This is a genomic window from Oscillochloris sp. ZM17-4 (assembly GCF_019599295.1).
In the GTDB taxonomy this organism is placed as follows: Bacteria; Chloroflexota; Chloroflexia; order Chloroflexales; family Chloroflexaceae; genus Oscillochloris.
Map to the genome: position 1 here is coordinate 17460 of NZ_JAIEWN010000055.1, position 17903 is coordinate 35362.

Here is a 17903-nt window from a genome sequence, read left to right on the forward strand (position 1 = left end):
AAACGACGAACGACGAACCACGGTTCGTCGTTCGTCGTTTGTCATTGGTCGATAATGGTATACTTCCGGGCATGACGCCGCCCACGATCAGGAGGTGACGATGCTCGGTCTGTCCCCCGCAGCCGCCCGCTGGTGGCGCGAGCGCGGCGAGCCGCTTGTCCTGGCCGCCCTGGCCGCCCTCGCCCTCAGCCTCCCGCCGCTCGCCCTGCTTGAGCTCGTCGCGCCGCACCAGGCCGCCCGCGCCGCCCTGGCGCTGGCCTGGGCCGCCGGCATCCTCCTGTCCCTGCGCCTGCCCGGCCTGCTCCGCCGCGAGGGGCGCCGCGTGGCCGCCCTCGCCGCCATCCTCGCCGCCACCCTGGCCGGCGCGCTCAGCATCGGCCTCGCCACGCCCCAGGCCCGCGCCGCCGACGGGCTCACCTTCAAGTCGGCCCCGCGCATCTCCCAGTCTAGCTTCGTCGCCATCCTCCAGCGGGCCGGCTCGCCCGCCGCCCCCGAGGCCGACAGCCTCTACACGACGATCACATCCTACGGGCTCGACCCGGCCGTCGCCCTGGCCTTCTTCCAGCACGAGTCCTCGTTCTGCCTGGCCGGCGCCTGCGCCAACGGCAACCTGCATAACTGGGGCATGCTCCGCCGCCCCGTCAAGGCCGACCGCAGCGCCGGCATCGTCGGCGGGTTCGTGCGCTACGCCTCCTGGCAGGACGGCGTCAGCGACTGGTGCGAGCTGATCCTGTTCCGCTATGTCAACCGCGGCCTGGAGACGGTCGAGAAGGTGATTCCGATCTATGCGCCCAGCAGCGACAACAACGTGCCCAGCGCCTACATCAACACCATCCGCCGCGTCGTGGCCGCATGGTCGGGCCGCCGCTTCGAGCCCGCCGCCGACCTGCACACCTACACCGGCAGCCTCGACCAGGCCCTGGTCAGCGAGACCTTCGGCTCGGCGGGGATCACCTACCACCCGAACTGGGCCTTCCACACCTATATGCTCGACCAGGCCCGCGCCGGCCGCCCGCTCGGCGCGCCCATGGACGACAGCCGGGTGATCACGGTCGGCGGCAAACGCTTCGCCGTGCAGGTCTTCGCCCAGGACACGCTCTACACGCCGATCGCCGATGAGGAGAGCGACACCGACTGGACCGACGTGCGCCGCCTGAGCGAGCTGCTCACCACGCCGTAACTGGATTGCAGATTGCAGATTGCAGATTGCAGATTGCAGCCGCGGCCCAATCTACAATCTGCAATCTACAATCTGCAATTCATCACAGCGGCACAACCTCGCCGGCCCGGTAGGCCGTCCGCCCGCCGTCGCGGCCGATCAGCACCACCGACTGCCGCCCGCTCACCTCCCAGGGCGCGTCGGGGCCGAGCCGGACCAGGGCCGTGTCCTCATCCACCCCCACCAGCTGCACCCCCTCGGGGGCCGACTCCATGATCGCGCGGAAGACATCGTCGCCGACGAATCCGGCCATGCGGTCGAAGTGGGGCATCACCGCGACATGGGGGGCCACGCCCACGGCCGTGATCCATTGCGGCGGATGGCCGGCCACCACCGCGCGCACGCGCAGCGTGTAGCCGCTCATCATCATCGCCCCGGCACTACAGCCGGCGATCCCGGCCCCGGCGGCCCGCCGCTCCGTGATGATCGCCCAGGCCGGCGTGTCGCGCAGAGTCTCGACGAGGTGCTCGGGGTTGCCGCCGGAGAAGTAGAAGAGGTCGGCGGAGCACAGCTGCTCCAGGATCTCGGGGCGCCCCGAGTCCGCGTGGGCGACCAGGGGCAGCGGCATCGGCTCGGCGCCCAGGGCGCTGAAGTGCGCCACGCCCATGCGGTTCCAGCGCTCGGGCATGCCCGGCTCCAGCCCGCTGGCCGCCGGGATGAGCGCCACCCGCGGGCGGGCCACGCCCAGGGCCGCCAGCAGCCGCCGGTCGGTGTCGTTCATCGCCGCCGTGTACTCTCCCGAGCCAAGCAGGGCGATCGGGCCGATCCCTACGCTCATCGCGCCTCCCTCACAAGGAGAGGGCCAGGGAGAGCACAGCTCTCCCTAAAACCCTCACTACGGCCGCTCAAGGCCATAGCGCTCCAGCAGCTCGCCGTCGCCCAGGATCGCCTCGCTCGGCCCGTCGAAGGCCACCTGGCCCTGGGCCAGCACCACCGTGCGCGGGAAGACCTCGGCCACCATCCGCATGTCGTGGGTCGAGACGACCATAGCCTGGGGGAGCGAGCGCAGCAGATCGATCAGGCCGCGGCGGGCCCGCGGGTCTAGCCCGGCCGAGGGCTCGTCGAGGGCCAGCACGCCCGGCGACATCGAGAGCACCGTGGCGATCGCCACCCGCTTGCGCTGGCCGAGGCTCATGTGGTGCGGCATGCGCCGCTCGAAGCCGGACATGCCGACCTGGTCGAGCGCGCGCAGCACCCGGCCGCGCACATCCTGCTCGTCGAGCCCCATGTGCAGCGGCCCGAAGGCCACATCGTCAAAGACCGTCGGCGAGAACAGCTGGTCGTCGGGGTCCTGGAAGACCATGCCGACCTGGGCGCGCACCTGGCGGATGCTCTCGTCGGCGATCGGGTGGCCGGCGACCGTGATCGCGCCGGTGCGGCAGCGCAGCACGCCGTTGAGGTGCAGCAGCAGCGTGCTCTTCCCGGCGCCGTTCGGCCCCACCAGGGCCACCTTCTCGCCCTCGGCGATCCGCAGGTTGATGTGGCGCAGGGCCTCGGTGCCGTCGGGGTAGGTGTAGCAGAGGTCGGTTAGTTCAAGCATAGGGGAAGGGGCGCAGCAGCGCGGCGCTGCTGCGCCCTTACATCGGAGGCCGCAGCCTCATACAAGAAGGTACGACACCAGCACGACCCCCGCCAGCGTGGCCCCGCCGACCAGCAGCAGCCCCTGCTCGGAGCTGGAGAGCGCGCGCGGGCTGATCGTGCGCAGCTCGCCGCTGAATCCGCGCGAGAGCATGGCTATGTAGATCCGCTCGCTGCGCTCGTAGGAGCGCAGGAAGAGCGTGCCAACCATCTGGCCGACCACGCCGGCCCGCCACCTGATGCTGCCGCCGCCGCGCCGGCCGGGCAGCTCGGCGCTGCGGCACTCGCGGGCCCGCAGCATGCGCTGGGCCTCGTCGATCATCACGAAGAGGTAGCGGTAGGCGAAGGAGAGGATGGCCACCAGCACCTTCGGCAGGTGTAGGGCGCGCAGGGCGTAGAGCACATCGGTGAAGTGGGTGGTCGCCGTGAGCAGCAGGGCCGCCTGCACCGAGAGCCAGGACTTCAGCACGATGCTGACGAAGGCCGTCAGCCCCACGTCGGTGGCCGTCAGCACCCAGGGGCCGAGCGGGATGCGCAGGATCGGCGCGCCGGGCCGGGTGAAGACCAGCGTCACCGCCACCAGGGCGAAGGGCAGCGCCACGAAGGCGCGGGTGATGATCATGCGCAGGCCCACCTCCGAGCGCAGCACCGCCCACCAGAGCAGGGCCGCGCTCACCGCGATCCCCGCCCACGCGCCCGGCGGCAGCAGCGCCATCGCCAGGATGTAGGCCAGGGCCAGCACCAGCTTCACCCTGGCGTCCAGCCCGTGCACCGGGCTCTGCCCGTCGATATAGCGGTCGAGGGCATTGGTTGAGAGAGTCATAGGTTTTGCATTGACACGAGTGGTCTGACCCTGTGATGATATGGGTGGTGCCCATCGGGGCGCAGCAGCGCCGCGCTGCTGCGCCCTTACGTATGTCACGGCCCTAGTCGCCGCGCTGCTGCGCCCTTACGTATGTCACGGCCCTAGTCGCCGCTGCGCGAGCCGCTCTGCTGGCCGATCGCGCGGCCCTCGCCGCGCCCGCGCAGCAGCAGGCTCACGCCGTAGACCAGGGCGAAGACGATCAGCAGCCCAATAATGCCGGCCAGGATGGTCGAGACCGGCCCATCCAGGCCGGGGATGGTGTAGTCGGGCAGCAGGTTGAAGACCGGCCCGAGCGCCTGGTCGAGGAAGCCCTTGTCCTCGGCCACCCGCTCCAGGCCGTCCGGCGAGGCCGAGGCCAGCGGCGAGAGCAGCGCCGCGCCCACGGCGATCAGCAGCCCAACCCCGGTCACGCCGATCATCGAGCCGCGGCCCACCGGCCGGCGCAGCGCCTCTGGGCTCAGGTAGCCCGCCAGGGTCGCCGCCAGGTCGGGCCGTGTGCTCACCACAAAGGCCAGCGCGGCCACGGTGATCAGCCCCTCGCCGATGCCGATAAACATATGCACGAACAGCATCGCCGGGAAGACCACCGCCGCCGACAGGCCGGAGATCACCAGCTCCACGCTGGTCAGGGTGGCGGCGACCATCACCGAGAGCCATGCGGTGATGAAGCCGGCGACCACCAGGCCCCAGCGCTTCCCGCCGAAGAGCCGCAGCAGCGGCATGCCTGCGAAGTAGCCGATCGCCGCCGTCGCGATGCCCATGTTGAAGATGTTCGCGCCCAGCGCCAGCAGCCCGCCGTCCTGGAAGAGCAGCGCCTGTAGCGCGATCACGCAGGACATCACCAGGATGCCGGCCCACGGCCCGAGCAGCAGCGCCGCCAGGGCGCCGCCCAGCAGGTGGCCCGAGGTGCCGCCCAGCACTGGGAAGTTCAGCATCTGCGCGGCGAAGATGAAGGCCGCCATCACGCCCATCAGCGGGATCTGCCGCTCGTTCAGCGAGTCGCCGATCTGGCGCACGGCGATGCCGATCATGACGATAGTCAGCGCCCACCAGGCTAGTGCGACCGGCACCGACAGGAAGCCGTCGGGGATGTGCATCGCGAGCTGCATGCGCTGGGCAAGATCAATCAGGTTCATACGTGGCTCCACTCCCTCTCTATCTGCAAACAGTTGCACATGTATTATACGGCAGGTACGATCCCTTGTACACACAAAAGTTGACGCTCGATCTCCCCCGGCCTATAATGGCGGGCAGGCACCACACATAGAGCTTCCCGGGCGTCTCCCCGGGAAGCTTTCCACATATCTATGAGCGACCACGACGAGCTAATCCACAGCCTGCGCGCGCGAGGGCACCGGCTCACCCCGCAGCGGCGGCTTGTGCTGGAGGCGCTCCAGCACGGCGACCACCACATGAGCGCTGATGAGATCGCCCAGACGATCATCGCCCACTACCCCAGCATCTCGGTCGACCCCGCCACGATCTACCGCACCCTGCGCTGGCTGCGCGATGTCGACCTCGTCAGCGAGACCAGCCTCGGCCAGAACCATATGGTCTACGCGCTGCTCGGCAGCGACGACCACCACCACCTGGTGTGCGAGGGCTGCAGCGGGGTGATCGAGATCGACCCGAGCATCCTTGATCCAGTGCGCCAGGAGCTCAAGGCCCGCTACGGCTTCGCCGCGCGCCTCGCCCACATCTCGATCTTCGGCCTCTGCGCCCGCTGCCAGATCGGCGAGCACGAGGGCTGACGCCCGAAAAACACAGAGGGTGCTATGCGAACCCTGTCGCCCTCACCTCTTGCGGCGCATAAAGGCCAGCACCTGCGGGTCGATCAGGTCGTGGTCGAGGCTCGCCAGCCGCACCTCCAGGTTCTCCACGCCGCCGTAGCTCTCCAGCGCGCTGCGGGTCAGCGCCTCAAACTGGCCGTCGGCCGGGCCCGAGTAGTAGCCCGCCTCGGCGAGCATGGTCTGCAGCTCGCTGGCGATCGCCGGCGTGATCGGCACCAGGGTGGCGAGGTCGGGCGGGGTAAGGTAAAATCGATGCAGGCCGATCAGCCGGGCCAGCTCGCCGATCGGCTCGGGGTGGTCGTCCACCCGCAGGTCCACGTAGCGGTCGTGGTTCCCGCCGTAGGCCCCGCCGGCGCGCGCCACATACAGCGCCGCCGACTGCCGGCCCCGCCGGTCGCCGCCGGCGGCCTGGCCCGCCGCCAGGGCGGCGAGCATCCGCTCGGCCAGCTCGCCCTCCGCCTGCTCGAAGGTGGTGGCCATCGCCTCAACCACCCGCGCGCCGGCCAGGATGTTGCCCTGCACCGCGTAGCCCTCTCCCACCCGGTGCCCGGCCCAGTGCATGCAGCTCGCCCCCGTGTGTGCCGCCGCCCGGCCCGCCGCATCAACCAGCCCGACCTGGCGCTGCTCGGCGTCCGGGTCGCCCGCCAGCAGCTCGGCCAGGGTCTCGCTCGCGCTCCGGCCCGCCGCCATCAGGGCCAGCCCATCGGGGCCGAAGCGAATGTTGGCCAGGGCCTGGGTGGCCACGGCGCCCGCGCCGGCCTGCGCCCAGGGCACCACCGCGCCCACGGCGAGAAACTTTGACTGCACAGCCACGCCCAGATCTCCGTTGCGCGGGTCGCGGGCGACGATCGAGAAGGTTGCGACAACAGGCATTGGCGGCTCCCCTATCTTAATTGCAGATTGTAGATTGTAGATTGCAGATTGGGTGATGTCTGACTCAATCTACACTCTATCATTTACACGCTACAATCTGCTATCTGCAATCTACAATGACCACAGCAAGTATACAATCAGTTCGCCGACGCGGCCTGCTGCTCGCTCTACTGCTCATCTGTCTCTGCCCGCGCCCCCGGCCTAGCGCGCCAGCCGCCCTCGCCCAGAGCGGCTGCGCGGCCCCGGCGTCCGCCCCCGACGCCACGCCGGCGGCCCTCAGCCCCAGCGGCACCATCGGCCTCAGCTACGTCGCCAGCCTCGGTGGCGACACCGCCGCCGCCGCATCCGTCGGCGGCGGCCAGCGCCTGCTCTTCAGTCGGGGGGCCGATCTGGGGGATCTCAGGACGTCGACCTCAGATCTTCAGCGGCTGCACACGGATGAGCGTATTCAGGATATCGCTGCGGGCGCGGCGGCCCTCTACCTGGCCATCGGCCAAGGGGGCCTGCTGATCGCCAGCCCCGACGCCGCGCAGCGCCTCGGAGCCCTGCGCACGCCCGGCCTCGCCGCCGCGGTCGCCATCGACGGCGGGCGGGCCTACCTGGCCGCCGCTGGCCCAGGCGGCGGCCTCCAGGTGGTCGATGTGGCCGACAGCGCCGCGCCCCAGCTCCTCGGCGCAGCCCCCACCTACGGCTCGGCCGAGGACGTGGCCGTCGCCGGCGGCCTGGCCTACGTCGCCGAGGGACTCGGCGGCGGCGTCGAGATCTTCGACGTGGCCAACCCGCGCGCGCCGGCCCTGCGCGGCGCGCTGATCACCCCCGGCGCGGCGCGCGGCGTCGCCGTCGATGGCGATCGGGCCTACCTCGCCGCCGGCCCCTGCGGCCTCCAGGTCGTCGATGTCTCCGACCCCGCCGCGCCCCGCATGCTCGGCGCCGTGGCCACCGGCGGCGAGGCCCAGGCCGTCCGCATCGCCGGCGGGCGGGCCTACGTGGCCGCCGGCGACGCCGGGCTGCTAGTCTTCGCCCTCGGCGGCACCGCGCCCCAGCCCGTCGCCGCACGCAGCTTTGGCCCGCTCGCGCCCATCGGCGACGTGGACCTCGACGGCGGGGTGGCCGCCCTGGCCGCCGGCCCATCGGGCGCCCTGCTCGTGGACATCGGCGACCCCGCCCTGCCCACCGTCGCGGCGGCCCCCACCCTCGGCGGGGTGCGCGCGGCCCGCGCCGCCGCCGCCGAGATCTACCTGGCCCTTGGCGCGGGTGGCCTCGCCGTCACGCGGGCCGCCCTCGACGACCCGCTCATCCCCAGCCCGCGCAGCATCGCCGGCACCGCCCTCGGCCTCGCCCTCGGGCCGGCGGCCGGCGGCAAAACCACCATCTACACCGCCGGGGGCAGCGCCGGGCTCGGCGTCGCCCAGGCCGCATCAGGAGGCACCCCCACCCCACTGCGCACGATCAGCCTGCCCGGATCCATCGGCGCCATCCTGCTCGATGGCGACCAGGCCTACGCGGCGGCCGGCGGCGCCGGAGTCCACACCCTCAGCCTGACCGACCCGCTCAGCCCGACGCTCCAGGCCACGCTGGACACGCCGGGCGCCGCCCTCGACCTGGCCCGCGCCGGCGGCCTGCTCTACGTGGCCGACCGCGCCGGCCTCCAGGTGATCGACCCGGCCACACAGCGCATCATTGGCGAGTATACTGCCCCCGCCGGGGCCTTCGTGCAGGGCGTGGCCGTCGCCGGCGGGCGGGCCTACCTGGCCGACCGCGCCGGCCTGATCGTGCTCGACGTGGGCGACCCGACCAACCCCGCGCCGCTCACCGTGATCGACGGCTTCAGCGCCTACGCCGTCGCCATCCAGGGCACAACGCTCTTCGTGGCCGCCGGCAAAGACGGCGCGCTCGCCTTCGACCTGGGCGATCCGGCGGCCCCACGGCTCGCCGGCCGCTACGACACACCCGGCCTGGCCCAGGGCGTCGCCCCCGACGGCGCCACGCTCCTGGTGGCCGACGGCGACGGCGGCCTGCTGCGGCTGCGCGTGATCGCTCTTTCGTACCAGGTGCGACTGCCACTCATCGCGCGGTAGGGCTGCACCCGTGAACCCGCCTTTGTCTGGTGCGGGCGGCGAATCCGCCCGCACCAGACAAACATCATCTTGGGCGGCGAAGTCGCCCAAGACCCCATCCTTAGGTTATGGCGAGTGAGTTTCCAACCGCCCTCACCATCGACGGCGTCGAGCTACGCCTGCGGGTCGAGCGCAAGGCGGTGAAGAACGTCAACGCGCGCATGGGCGAGGGTGCGCTCCAGGTGAGCATCCCGCAGCGGCTGGAGCGCGCCGAGGCCATGCGGATCATCGACGTCCTTGCCCGCCGGCTGCTGCGCCGCCAGCGCGCCCGCCAGATCAACGCCGAGGAGGACGTCGCCGCGCTGGCCCGCCGGGTCGCCCTGCGCTTCCCCCAGCCGCCCGAGGTGCAGCGCGTCGAGTTCACCACCATCACCAGCTCCTGCTGGGGCTCCTACAGCCCGCGCACCCGCAGCATCAAGATCAGCGCCGCCCTGCGCCACATGCCACCCTGGGTGCTGGAGGCGGTGGTGGCCCACGAGCTGGCCCACGCCATCCACCCCAACCACAGCCCGGCCTTCTGGGCGCTGCTGCGCAGCGTCTACCCCGACACCGATAGGGCCAGGGCCTTCCTGGAGGGCGTGGCATGGCTGGCCCGCTCCTGGGAGAGCCTGCCGTCCGTCGAGCGCGCCCAGCTCGCCGCCGAGCGCGAGGAGCAGCCGTGAGCGACGCCAGCCGCTACCCCATCCCCGCCGCCCGCGCCAGCGCTGAGATCCTGGTGGTCAACTCGCGCTTCATCGCCGACGCCGCCCCGACGCCCGACGTGGCCGCCGCCAAGGCCTTCATCGCCGAGGTGCGCGCCGCCACGCCCGACGCCAGCCACCACTGCTTCGCCTACCTGGCCGGCTACGGTGCCAGCGTCACCGCCGGCATGAGCGACGACGGCGAGCCGGCGGGGACGGCGGGCCGGCCCCTGGGCCGCCGTCCAGCCCGCCGGGTCGCCCGCCAGCAGCCCCTCCAGCTCGGCGGCGCGCGCGATCAGCCCCTCGGCGTCGATGGCCGACAGGAACAGCGAGGGCCGCGACTCGCCGCCAGACACCGCGTAGAGCTGCAGCCGCTCCTTGGCCCGCGTGAGCGACACATACAGCAGACGGCGCTCCTCCTCGATGTCGTCCGCGCCGCTGAAGGGGATGTAGCCGGCGTTACAGTGCGGCACCAGCACCACCGGCCACTCCAGCCCCTTCGCCCGGTGGATCGTGCGGATGTCCACCGCGTCGGCGCGCGGCCCCGCGTCGGCCCGCTCGGCCTCCAGCTGGGCCAGGTGTGCCCGCAGCTCGGCCAGCGCACCCCGCCCCCGCGCGTACTGGATGAAGGCCGCCACATTCGCCGCGTAGCCCGCGCCCGTCTCCGGGAAGCCGCTGTGCTCGATCAGGAAGCCCTGGTAGCCCAGGCGGGCGTCCAGGTCGGACAGCAGCTTCTCGGCCGGCAGGCGCAGCTGCGCGCCGCCCAGCCAGATCAGCAGCTCGGCCAGCTCACGCAGCGCCGCCGCCGTCCGCTCCGAGACCTTCTCGCCCACACGGATGAGCGACGCGCTGAGCGGCTGCCCCTGGCGCAGCGCCGCGTCCGCGCACTCCTGGGAGAGCTGGCGGGTCAGGTAGCGCTTGGGCCGGTTGTAGACGCTGCGCCAGCAGAGGGTCAGGCGCTCGCCCTCCTCGGCAGAGAGCCGCCGGCCCGCCCGCAGGGCCGCATCGTAGCCGGCCAGCTCCGCATACTTCAGCAGGTCGTCGATCTCGCGGCGGCGGAAGAAGGGCTCGTCGCCGGCCAGCCGGTAGGGGATGCGCGCCGCGATCAGGGCCTGCTCCAGCACCGGCGTCTGCGCGTTCAGGCGCACCAGCACGGCGATCTCGGCGTAGCGGTGGCCGGCGGCCCGCGCCGCCGCGACATCCTCGGCGAGCTGGCGGGCCATGGCCGGCTCATCGGGCGCCCTGCGCAGTGCGGTCGCCCCGCCGAAACCCCGCGCGGCCACCAGCGCCTTCGGGTGGCGCTCGCGGTTCTGCGCGATCACCCGGTTGGCCAGCACCACATGCCCGGCCCGGCAGCGGAAATTGTCGGTCATCTCGTACACGGCGGCCCCGTAGCGCTGGGCGAAGCCGCGGAAGAAGGCCATCCTGGCCCCGCGAAACCCATAGATCGTCTGGTCGTCGTCGCCGATGGCCATATAGTTGCCGTGCGGCGCGGCCAGCATATCGAGGATCTCGTATCAGACCCCCTAAATTAGCGCACTCTAGCAATTTAATCGATGCACTTTGAGAAACAAAAATCAATGCACTCTATTTTTGATTGCCTCCTTCTATCGGCGCCCCACCTGCATCTGATGGTGAGGACTTTTGCTCCTCAACACGCTCTAGGACACCTTGTTCGCTCAGTTGCTTTAAATCGGATAGTACCTCGTCCATGACCTGCTTTGTTAACAGTCGCTTTTTGCCCTCAAGCGCCTGCCCAAGTCGTAAATCTAGACTTTTTAATACTGGCGGTATATTGTGCCAGTCTCCTCGTGTGCGTCTCAGTATCTCCGCGAGGAACTCTCGCATTTGCTTTTTGCGCACAATATCGGAGCCGCTGCGGTCAAGTTCCGCACCGAGGTTGTTCTTCAGCAGGTGTGAAAAGGCAATCGGAAGGCTTTGGACATTAAGCCGATCTAGCTCGATAGGAGCAGGAAGTGCTGCTGCTCGGGCATCGCCATTTGCGCGAATTTTCGTCCACACCTTGTTTTTCTGGCCCTTGTCCGTGGCTGCAATAATAAGGATAGATCGTAGGCGTGTTATAGTGCCGTATACATCATCATAGTCGAGAAAAAACTCTAACACTTGGTTTAGGCTATCGTCGTCGAGTATATCGCCATTATCCAAAACCAGAAGCTTAATCTTCAGCTCTCCTAGATCCTTGCGGATGCTTCTGATTACCTTATGAATATCACTTCGCGTGCTAAGCGGCAGAGCATCACTGCCCATACCTCGCGCTACCATGTACGCAGGGCGGAGACGTCGGTCGAGCGAATGACGCACTGCTCTAATGAGCGCGCGCTGCCCGCTCATTGATGATCGCTCAGGTGTTTCTAGTTTGACGAAGAGAACCTCCTCTGGACGCACAGCGTCTTTTGGTGGTGCCTGCCCTTCCCAGCGACCAGTAAGCCAGTATCTATACAGCGCGTGTCGTCCACTACCGACAAATCCAGAGATGAGATGTAATCGCCTCTCAGCAAATGCCAGATCAAGCGCCACAAGTTGCTCATCAGTTTGTGGCAACTTTACATATGTGAGTAGATTAAGCGATGCTTTGGTCATTCTAACTGATCCATCAAATCTTCCAGATCGGCAAAATCGTCTGGGTTGATGTCTAAAGGAGTTCGACTTCCGGTGTTGTTCGTCGTCGTATTCCCCTTCGCCTTCTTCCTCGGCTTCTTCGCCGTAGACGGCACTCCCTCAGTTCCTGTAGGCGTTGTAGGCTCTTTGGCTACGCGGTAGTCTCGCTTGATATTCACCCGTTCTGGAAGTCCGCCCGCTTCTTGCCGCACCTCTTCAGAGATAGCTGTAAGCTTCTGCACAAGCTCCTCTTTCATCGCATTAAGAGTGCCCTTCTTGGCTGCCTCGTGCTCCTCCTCAGAAATGTTCTGTTCCTTTTTTGGCACTGCACGAAACCACTCTCCATCGGCAAGCATGATCTCAACTTGCCAACCCACAATATCGAGCTTGATCGCACATATGGGGAACTCAACATTCCCCTCAAGTGTTCGCGCAGCAGCATTCATCCAGATGCGGTAGAGGTGCTTGCGTGTCTCATGATCGTCACAGATAGGTACATACACGTCGTAGTCGAAGTGGAAGCCGAAATGGTACATCCGAACAGATTTTTGTATCGGTGGCACGGGATAGGGCAGGCTTACCAGCCGCCTGATAGGAGGAGCAGGACGCGGGATGACGCTTTTCCAAACTTCCTCACGACTTGGGCGTGTCTGATCTTTGCGTCGTTTGTCCGGCAGGTGTTCGGTGTTGATCTCGTGGCGATATGCCTCTAACTCTTGTGTCCATCTTTCTGCGGTCCATAATGCAGCAGGGTTCTCCTGAGCTTTTTTCTCGCTTTCTCTGTCCCAATACGCACCAGGGTATTGTTCGATGAAATCTCTCAATTGGCCGTGGCGACTCTCAATTTTTCGAGGCCAAGGGCGACCAGGGAACGAATTAGTCATCTCGAAAGGTTCGTGGCCAGTTTCGGTAATCAGGCGTAGGATCTCAATGAGAGCTGTGAATGCAGATGCATTATCATTGTAGAGGTAGCGTGAAAGACAACGTGCTCTGACTATCGATGTAGCCAAAAGTATTCCAAAGTCCTCTTTGGTATAGCTAACCTTTCGGGGCGATCCGTCAGGATTGAAATCTATCTTTGGCACAACTCGAATACCTAAAATGTAGTCTGAAATCCACTCCATGCCCCAAAGCAGGACTGCTTTAACTGCCAAGCCTTTATGGTTGAGGTAAAACTTGGGATGCAAATCATCATAAAGCCACCACCAATTAATTTCAGGAGGTGTGGTGTCTTTTTTTGGTACTAAATGCTCACGAGCCCACTCTTCGCCGTAGACTGCGTAGAGTATCAAAGCAGCACTGTCGCCACTAAGCAAGAGATCTATCTCTCGGTTGACTTTCTTTGGCGTGAGTGCAGGCTGCATAGACCGTGCATACTTAAACACATCACGTCGGTCGATTTCCTCGGGCAAGGGTACCCTAGGTATTCGTTCGCCTGTTGAAACAACAGAGTTTCGGTAGCGATCAAATATTCCGAGAAAAATAGCCTTTTTTTGGGGTTCTGGGAGTATGCTACCACGTGGGCGTCCAGGATTATTGATGAAATAGGCAGCACTAGCGGCATCAAAATCAGCGGCATCACGGCAATGCTCCTCCTCGTACCGCTGATGCTCGTCGAGTATCTCAAAGAATCTACGTCGTTTCACTCTGAAAATCGTATCTACATCCTTCCAATCCTGATCAGTGTACACAGGACGAGCAGACCGCGCGCGCAGAGAACGAAAACGCCAGCTGAGATTTCGCTTGGCAGCCAGAATGAGTTGCTCATCTGGAGGCTGGTTGAAGAAATCAGGTTTGCGGCCCGGAAGTGTCTTGTTATCTGCGGCTAGTTCTTTTTCCTGGCTCGATTCAGAGGAGAGAGGGGTGCCATGGTGTTGATCACCCGACTCTGCATCGGGTAGATCAGAATTCTCTGCATCTCTTTCAGCCATTACTGTACCTCACCAATGAGATAGTACAGCCGACCCAAATCGTCTTCAACGAAGATGCTATCAGGCATGTCCTGGTAGTGATATGGGAAGGCACGGACGGCGTAGCTGAGCGATGAATCAAGCTTGAGCTTATCGTACCCATAGCGTCGTCCAGCAAAAACGATTGTATCATGCTCTGCTGCAACGCCCTCCGCAACGACAGGTAGCAGTGAGCCTGCCGCCGGGGAATCAAAGCCGGGTAGTGTGAATCCGAACTGACGGAACTTTAGTGGCACATCGGGGCAGCGATGATGCGGAAAGCAGCCGGGCTCCGCCTCTGTACCATCGCCGTGACGCAGCCAGGCGAGCAGGGAGTCTTGCACACGCCGGGGTGTGAAGTCCCTCGGTGCAATCATGTCGTAGATATGTGCTGCGCCGTAGGGTGCCAGGCGGTTTTCGATGAGTGTGACCGTGTAGTCTAGGTGTGTTCGCACCTCCGCCTTCGTATGGGCACTGAACATGTCAAGGTCGTTCGATAGCCGCTTTTGGCGATAGGGCGCGACAACCTGCACCTTAGCCGCAAGCCAATGTGCTGCGCGTTTGATGTCATTGAGATCCCCCGACGCAAGCGAGGCATCGACCTGGATAATCTCGGGGATACCACGGAGTGGCCAATCAATCGCCCCAGGGTGCCAGATCGCCTGGTAGAGGGCGAGGGCCGCCTCACGATCCCCAACCTGATCCTTATCGGCGACCCAGACACCGACTGGCCGCGCACTCCCTATGTCAAGGACGAGCACGCCATGCTGCGCAGTGACTTTCTCCCTGGTTCGCCCTTTTAGTTGGAAGGTGATGGGTATCAACCGCCACACGCGATGTAGGCGGAGGTAGCCAGAGTTTCTCGTCCTCAAGCGGTGCCTTGGAGTGTAGACCGCCGGGCCGACGCCACCGGGCCACCGTCGCGGTTTAGGGAGCGTTGATAGTAAGGCGCGAGTAATCTGGATGCCAATGTCTGCAAGACCGAGCTGGGCCGCGTACTCATTGATGAGTGCGAGTGCCTCTTGCCAGAGCAAGGTGCCATCCACCCGGCCAAACTTGAAGAGGCACAGGTAGCGGAACAAGCGCCTATCTACGGCCTCTGGCCAGTCCGTGCGCGGCAGCATACCAATGCCGCCATAGGTGAGGGTAGCTCGGATACGGTCACGACCCTCACGGGTCGTTAGCCCTGCGCGATCAGCGAACTCATCAGCCAACCTGTAGAACCTACCATCGTCAGCGGTTGAGAAGCGTCGTTGCCGACGCGGTGCATGCGGGCGTACCCGCTGGCGCAATCGCTGACCTCGTCGCACGGCATAGCGAGCGACGCCATACGGGGCACGCCGTCCCCATTGGCGTCGCTGTGCGCCGCCTGTCTGCGCACTCAGGAGCGGATATAGGTCAATGGGAAGGCCGACCGCAACGATGGCATCGCGCAGGATCGCGATGTTGGTGGTGATGCGCTCCCTCGCTACACTGGTTAGACCGCCCAGGTGTCGATCAAGCGTGCCAGTAACACGGAGCAGGCTGAGTGTGCCCGGTGTGGCCCCACAACGCCAATCAATGATCTCCTCAATCCCTCGTGTCACGTATAGGTTGAGGAGTTGTGCTGCCTGGGCACTGTCATCGCCACAAAGGGTCGTCAGTCGGGATCGAACGCCTGATATTGAGGCGAGGGTACCGTGCATTTGCTGTCGTTCGCGATGACCAGGTGGAAGGTGCAGAAAGTCCTCGCGCCAAAGGGTGTGCTGTTTTTGATCGCGCGGTGGGTCGCGCTGAAGCCTTGATGGCGTAATATGACTGATGAACCCTGCTTGAAAGATGGCGCGCTCTGTCTGGTGGCGTGGCAGCTTCTCTCGCTTGACGCTGCTCAACACGGTGTAGAGCGCACTGAGATCGGCGCGACATTGTGCAATGGTTGGAGCCGGCTGGTCAGTCATCTGGGCGATCAGCGGCTCCATCCGTTGGAGCGCTAGATAGGTTTGCGCAAGGGGATGTTCGGAGCCAGCCAGTGCGCCCACTGGTCCCAACTCTGCCGTTGTAAGCAGTAGACTGCGCGCGAGGCCGGCCGCAGCCTCATTGAGCTTTGAGCGCCAGTCCTGGGTATTGAATGCGGACGCAACTGCCTCTGCCGCTGCTTTCGATATGCACAATCCTGATTGCAGCAGCGCAGCCGCTATGTCCGCGACGCTATCGTCTGTGAGAATACTTAGTGCCTGAGCAACGATCTGATCGAAACTGGGGCGCGCTAAAACGGGAGGCTGGAATTGGAGCTTACTTCGGTGCTCACGCACAGGCTGTGCTCGGTCGAAATGTCCGTGGCCCCAATACCGCTGAAGCAGACCGAGTCGTGCGTGCTCATAGAGGTCGGCATCGCGGACTAGCGGGAGCAGTATATCGCGTCGCCAACTGAGGGAGGCATTGCGAAATGCCGTGAGGTCGCGCTTGTCTGTGCCTGATTGTGTGCGCTCCCACCGAAGCACCATCCTGGAGAGCCTGGCGCGCTGCTGCTGGCTCTGGAGGTAGTCCGTTAATTGCTCGGGTGTGATAAGCTCACGGGTCAGGAGTGCAGCAACTGCTGACCACCGACGGCGAACCAGATCGCTGGCCTGTTCGTCTAGTCCAGCAAGATATTCGGCAGGTGGCTCGTGCTGCATAGCCGCTCATTGGGGTACGGGTACACGGTGGTACGCCTTTGGATGCATTGATGGCCACGCCATCTGAACTTAAGCAGGGGCTACTTGGAATATCATGATCATACGCATGAATGTTTTAGCTGTCAACCACAGACGCTCGTAATATCACTATTCCAGCCCGTCTCTCCGGTTACAGAGCAGCCGCTCAAATCCCCGCCCGGTCGATGGCGTTGCGTAGATCATCGTCGTCGGGGACGGTGTAGATCCCGGTGGTGCTGAGACGGGAGTGGCCGAGGACGCGCTGGACCTCGCTGAGGTCGGCGCCGCGGCGGAGCATGCGCCGGGCCAGGGAGTGGCGCAGGGCGTGAGGCGAGGCGGCCTCCAGCTGGGCGGCCATCTGGGTGAGCTGGCCAGCCCGCTCGACGCGGGGCTCCTTCTTCGCCGCCGCCCGCAGATGATCGGCGGCGCGCTGGCAGAGTATGGCGATGCGGTGGCGCACCAGGCGCGTGCTCATCCCCGGCACCAGCGGGTGGCCCAGCTTCGTCCGATCCTGGGCGACTAGCAGCGGCTCGCGCTCGGCGTCGCTGCCAATCGCCGGCAGGCCGTCGGGGCAGCGCAGCTCGCGGAGATAGCGGCGCAGTAAGTTCACCGCATCGCTGTGCAGGGGGATGCGCCGAGTCTTGCGGCCCTTGCCCAGTCGGACGATCACATTCCCCGCATCCAGATCCAGATCGCGCAGTTGCACGTCGCACGCCTCCTGCGAGCGCAGGCCGGCGTAGGCCAGCAGCGCCAGCAGTGCGCCGTCGCGCAGCCGGATATGCTTCTCCTCCTCGGCCTGCACGGCGCGCAGCACGGCATCGACCGCATCGTCGGGCAGCGAGCGCGGGCCGCGCTCCTCCAGCGGTAGATCGCGCACGCCCTTGGCTGGGTTCTCTCTGAGCAGCCGCTCGGCCACCAGCCACTCCCCGAATCGGCGTAGGGTCGAGAGCCCGCGGTTAATCGTCGCCGGCTTGCGTTCCTCGTCGTCCTGGCGGTGGCGCACCCAGGCGCTGATGTCTTTCGCGAGGAGCTGCGTCGGGTCGAAGGCACGCCCGCGCTGCTCCTCCCACCAGCGGGCGAAGGTCGCCAGGTCGGCGCGGGCGGCGCGCTGCGATGCTGGCTCACGTAGCGTGGCTAGGTAGCGGTCTGTGGTCGCGTTCAGCATCGGCATCAGGCGTCCTCAGCAGGGCGAATAGTCACTTCTTCGCGCCATCCGCCCGTCCCATCGGAGATTCGATGCATGAACAGGAGCTCGCCGGTTGGCTCAAGCGTATCCGGGTCAACGCAGATCCAGCCCTGCTCGTTCGCCTCAGCAATGATCGCCGCGATATGTGCCTGACGCTCCGGCGTCATCACGGGCGGCCATGGGCCGAGCCACGCCTCTCGGCGCTCCGGCAAAAGATCCAGCTGGTCGGCGATTGCCAGCCGGCGATCATCGGATAGCTCGGCATCGCCGCAGATGAGCCGCTCGTAGACATCCTGGCTCAGCCCAAGCCAGGCGGCGAAGTCGGCGACGCTCATCGTATGCTGCCGGCGCTGCA

At 65.8% G+C, this 17903-nt stretch carries 14 protein-coding genes and 2 pseudogenes; 5 read left to right on the forward strand and 11 right to left on the reverse strand.

The features are described from left to right. The first annotated feature begins 100 nt into the window (after positions 1-100). Complete coding sequence (locus K2Z83_RS24655; RefSeq protein WP_220597833.1) at positions 101-1180, forward strand: hypothetical protein; 1080 nt, start codon at positions 101-103, stop codon at positions 1178-1180. Positions 1181-1262: 82 nt separating this feature from the next. On the opposite strand, the gene K2Z83_RS24660 is transcribed toward K2Z83_RS24655, so the two are convergent. The 4 genes from K2Z83_RS24660 to K2Z83_RS24675 form a co-directional block, all read right to left on the reverse strand. Next, the gene (locus K2Z83_RS24660; protein ID WP_220597834.1) at positions 1263-1997 is read right to left on the reverse strand and encodes a Type 1 glutamine amidotransferase-like domain-containing protein; all 735 of its coding nucleotides are present in this window, start codon (positions 1995-1997) and stop codon (positions 1263-1265) included. Between the two features lie 57 nt (positions 1998-2054). Then, complete coding sequence (locus tag K2Z83_RS24665; protein ID WP_220597835.1) at positions 2055-2759, reverse strand: energy-coupling factor ABC transporter ATP-binding protein; 705 nt, start codon at positions 2757-2759, stop codon at positions 2055-2057. 57 nt (positions 2760-2816) lie between these two features. Continuing rightward, a complete protein-coding gene (gene cbiQ / locus K2Z83_RS24670) occupies positions 2817-3620 on the reverse strand; it encodes a cobalt ECF transporter T component CbiQ (RefSeq protein WP_220597836.1) in 804 nt (267 codons plus the stop codon). A gap of 143 nt (positions 3621-3763) precedes the next feature. Next, complete coding sequence (locus tag K2Z83_RS24675; RefSeq protein WP_220597837.1) at positions 3764-4798, reverse strand: energy-coupling factor ABC transporter permease; 1035 nt, start codon at positions 4796-4798, stop codon at positions 3764-3766. Between the two features lie 171 nt (positions 4799-4969). Between K2Z83_RS24675 and K2Z83_RS24680 the strand changes: the two genes are divergently transcribed. Further along, entirely contained in the window at positions 4970-5413 is a 444-nt protein-coding gene (locus K2Z83_RS24680) for a Fur family transcriptional regulator (RefSeq protein ID WP_220597838.1), read from the forward strand. 42 nt (positions 5414-5455) lie between these two features. Here K2Z83_RS24680 and K2Z83_RS24685 read toward each other — a convergent pair whose 3' ends face one another. Further along, positions 5456-6325, reverse strand: coding sequence for a DUF1028 domain-containing protein (locus K2Z83_RS24685; RefSeq protein ID WP_220597839.1), 870 nt, complete (start codon positions 6323-6325; stop codon positions 5456-5458). 116 nt (positions 6326-6441) lie between these two features. Between K2Z83_RS24685 and K2Z83_RS24690 the strand changes: the two genes are divergently transcribed. The 3 genes and pseudogenes from K2Z83_RS24690 to K2Z83_RS30205 form a co-directional block, all read left to right on the forward strand. Beyond that, positions 6442-8403, forward strand: a complete 1962-nt coding sequence (locus tag K2Z83_RS24690) for an LVIVD repeat-containing protein (RefSeq protein WP_220597840.1) — start codon at positions 6442-6444, stop codon at positions 8401-8403. A gap of 107 nt (positions 8404-8510) precedes the next feature. Continuing rightward, positions 8511-9104 carry a M48 family metallopeptidase gene (locus K2Z83_RS24695; protein WP_220597841.1) on the forward strand — a complete coding sequence of 198 codons (594 nt, stop codon included), beginning with the start codon at positions 8511-8513 and terminating at the stop codon, positions 9102-9104. Then, a pseudogene (locus K2Z83_RS30205) lies at positions 9026-9295 on the forward strand (YigZ family protein); the annotation flags it as partial. The gene K2Z83_RS24695 and the pseudogene K2Z83_RS30205, both read left to right, overlap by 79 nt. A 198-nt stretch (positions 9296-9493) precedes the next feature. On the opposite strand, the pseudogene K2Z83_RS24705 reads toward K2Z83_RS30205, so the two are convergent. The 6 genes and pseudogenes from K2Z83_RS24705 to K2Z83_RS24735 form a co-directional block, all read right to left on the reverse strand. Continuing rightward, positions 9494-10633, reverse strand: a pseudogene (locus K2Z83_RS24705) (ATP-dependent helicase); the annotation flags it as partial. A 76-nt stretch (positions 10634-10709) separates the two neighbouring features. Next, positions 10710-11723, reverse strand: coding sequence for a hypothetical protein (locus K2Z83_RS24715; protein WP_220597842.1), 1014 nt, complete (start codon positions 11721-11723; stop codon positions 10710-10712). Then, positions 11720-13672 carry a hypothetical protein gene (locus tag K2Z83_RS24720; protein WP_220597843.1) on the reverse strand — a complete coding sequence of 651 codons (1953 nt, stop codon included), beginning with the start codon at positions 13670-13672 and terminating at the stop codon, positions 11720-11722. Before K2Z83_RS24720 ends, K2Z83_RS24715 begins: the two co-directional genes overlap by 4 nt. Further along, the gene (locus K2Z83_RS24725; RefSeq protein WP_220597844.1) at positions 13672-16344 is read right to left on the reverse strand and encodes a hypothetical protein; all 2673 of its coding nucleotides are present in this window, start codon (positions 16342-16344) and stop codon (positions 13672-13674) included. Before K2Z83_RS24725 ends, K2Z83_RS24720 begins: the two co-directional genes overlap by 1 nt. Before the next feature lie 184 nt (positions 16345-16528). After that, complete coding sequence (locus tag K2Z83_RS24730) at positions 16529-17533, reverse strand: tyrosine-type recombinase/integrase (protein ID WP_220597845.1); 1005 nt, start codon at positions 17531-17533, stop codon at positions 16529-16531. Next, a partial coding sequence (locus K2Z83_RS24735; RefSeq protein ID WP_220597846.1) for a hypothetical protein occupies positions 17533-17903 on the reverse strand: 371 nt, incomplete at its 5' end. The genes K2Z83_RS24735 and K2Z83_RS24730, both read right to left, overlap by 1 nt.

Coding starts and splice junctions, on each gene's coding strand:
- K2Z83_RS24665 (WP_220597835.1), bottom strand. CDS start 2,759: ATGCTTGAACTAACCGACCTCTGCTACACCTACCCCGACGGCACCGAG.
- K2Z83_RS24680 (WP_220597838.1), top strand. CDS start 4,970: ATGAGCGACCACGACGAGCTAATCCACAGCCTGCGCGCGCGAGGGCAC.
- K2Z83_RS24725 (WP_220597844.1), bottom strand. CDS start 16,344: ATGCAGCACGAGCCACCTGCCGAATATCTTGCTGGACTAGACGAACAG.
- K2Z83_RS24715 (WP_220597842.1), bottom strand. CDS start 11,723: ATGACCAAAGCATCGCTTAATCTACTCACATATGTAAAGTTGCCACAA.
- K2Z83_RS24720 (WP_220597843.1), bottom strand. CDS start 13,672: ATGGCTGAAAGAGATGCAGAGAATTCTGATCTACCCGATGCAGAGTCG.
- K2Z83_RS24685 (WP_220597839.1), bottom strand. CDS start 6,325: ATGCCTGTTGTCGCAACCTTCTCGATCGTCGCCCGCGACCCGCGCAAC.
- K2Z83_RS24675 (WP_220597837.1), bottom strand. CDS start 4,798: ATGAACCTGATTGATCTTGCCCAGCGCATGCAGCTCGCGATGCACATC.
- K2Z83_RS24730 (WP_220597845.1), bottom strand. CDS start 17,533: ATGCCGATGCTGAACGCGACCACAGACCGCTACCTAGCCACGCTACGT.
- cbiQ (WP_220597836.1), bottom strand. CDS start 3,620: ATGACTCTCTCAACCAATGCCCTCGACCGCTATATCGACGGGCAGAGC.
- K2Z83_RS24695 (WP_220597841.1), top strand. CDS start 8,511: ATGGCGAGTGAGTTTCCAACCGCCCTCACCATCGACGGCGTCGAGCTA.
- K2Z83_RS24660 (WP_220597834.1), bottom strand. CDS start 1,997: ATGAGCGTAGGGATCGGCCCGATCGCCCTGCTTGGCTCGGGAGAGTAC.
- K2Z83_RS24655 (WP_220597833.1), top strand. CDS start 101: ATGCTCGGTCTGTCCCCCGCAGCCGCCCGCTGGTGGCGCGAGCGCGGC.
- K2Z83_RS24690 (WP_220597840.1), top strand. CDS start 6,442: ATGACCACAGCAAGTATACAATCAGTTCGCCGACGCGGCCTGCTGCTC.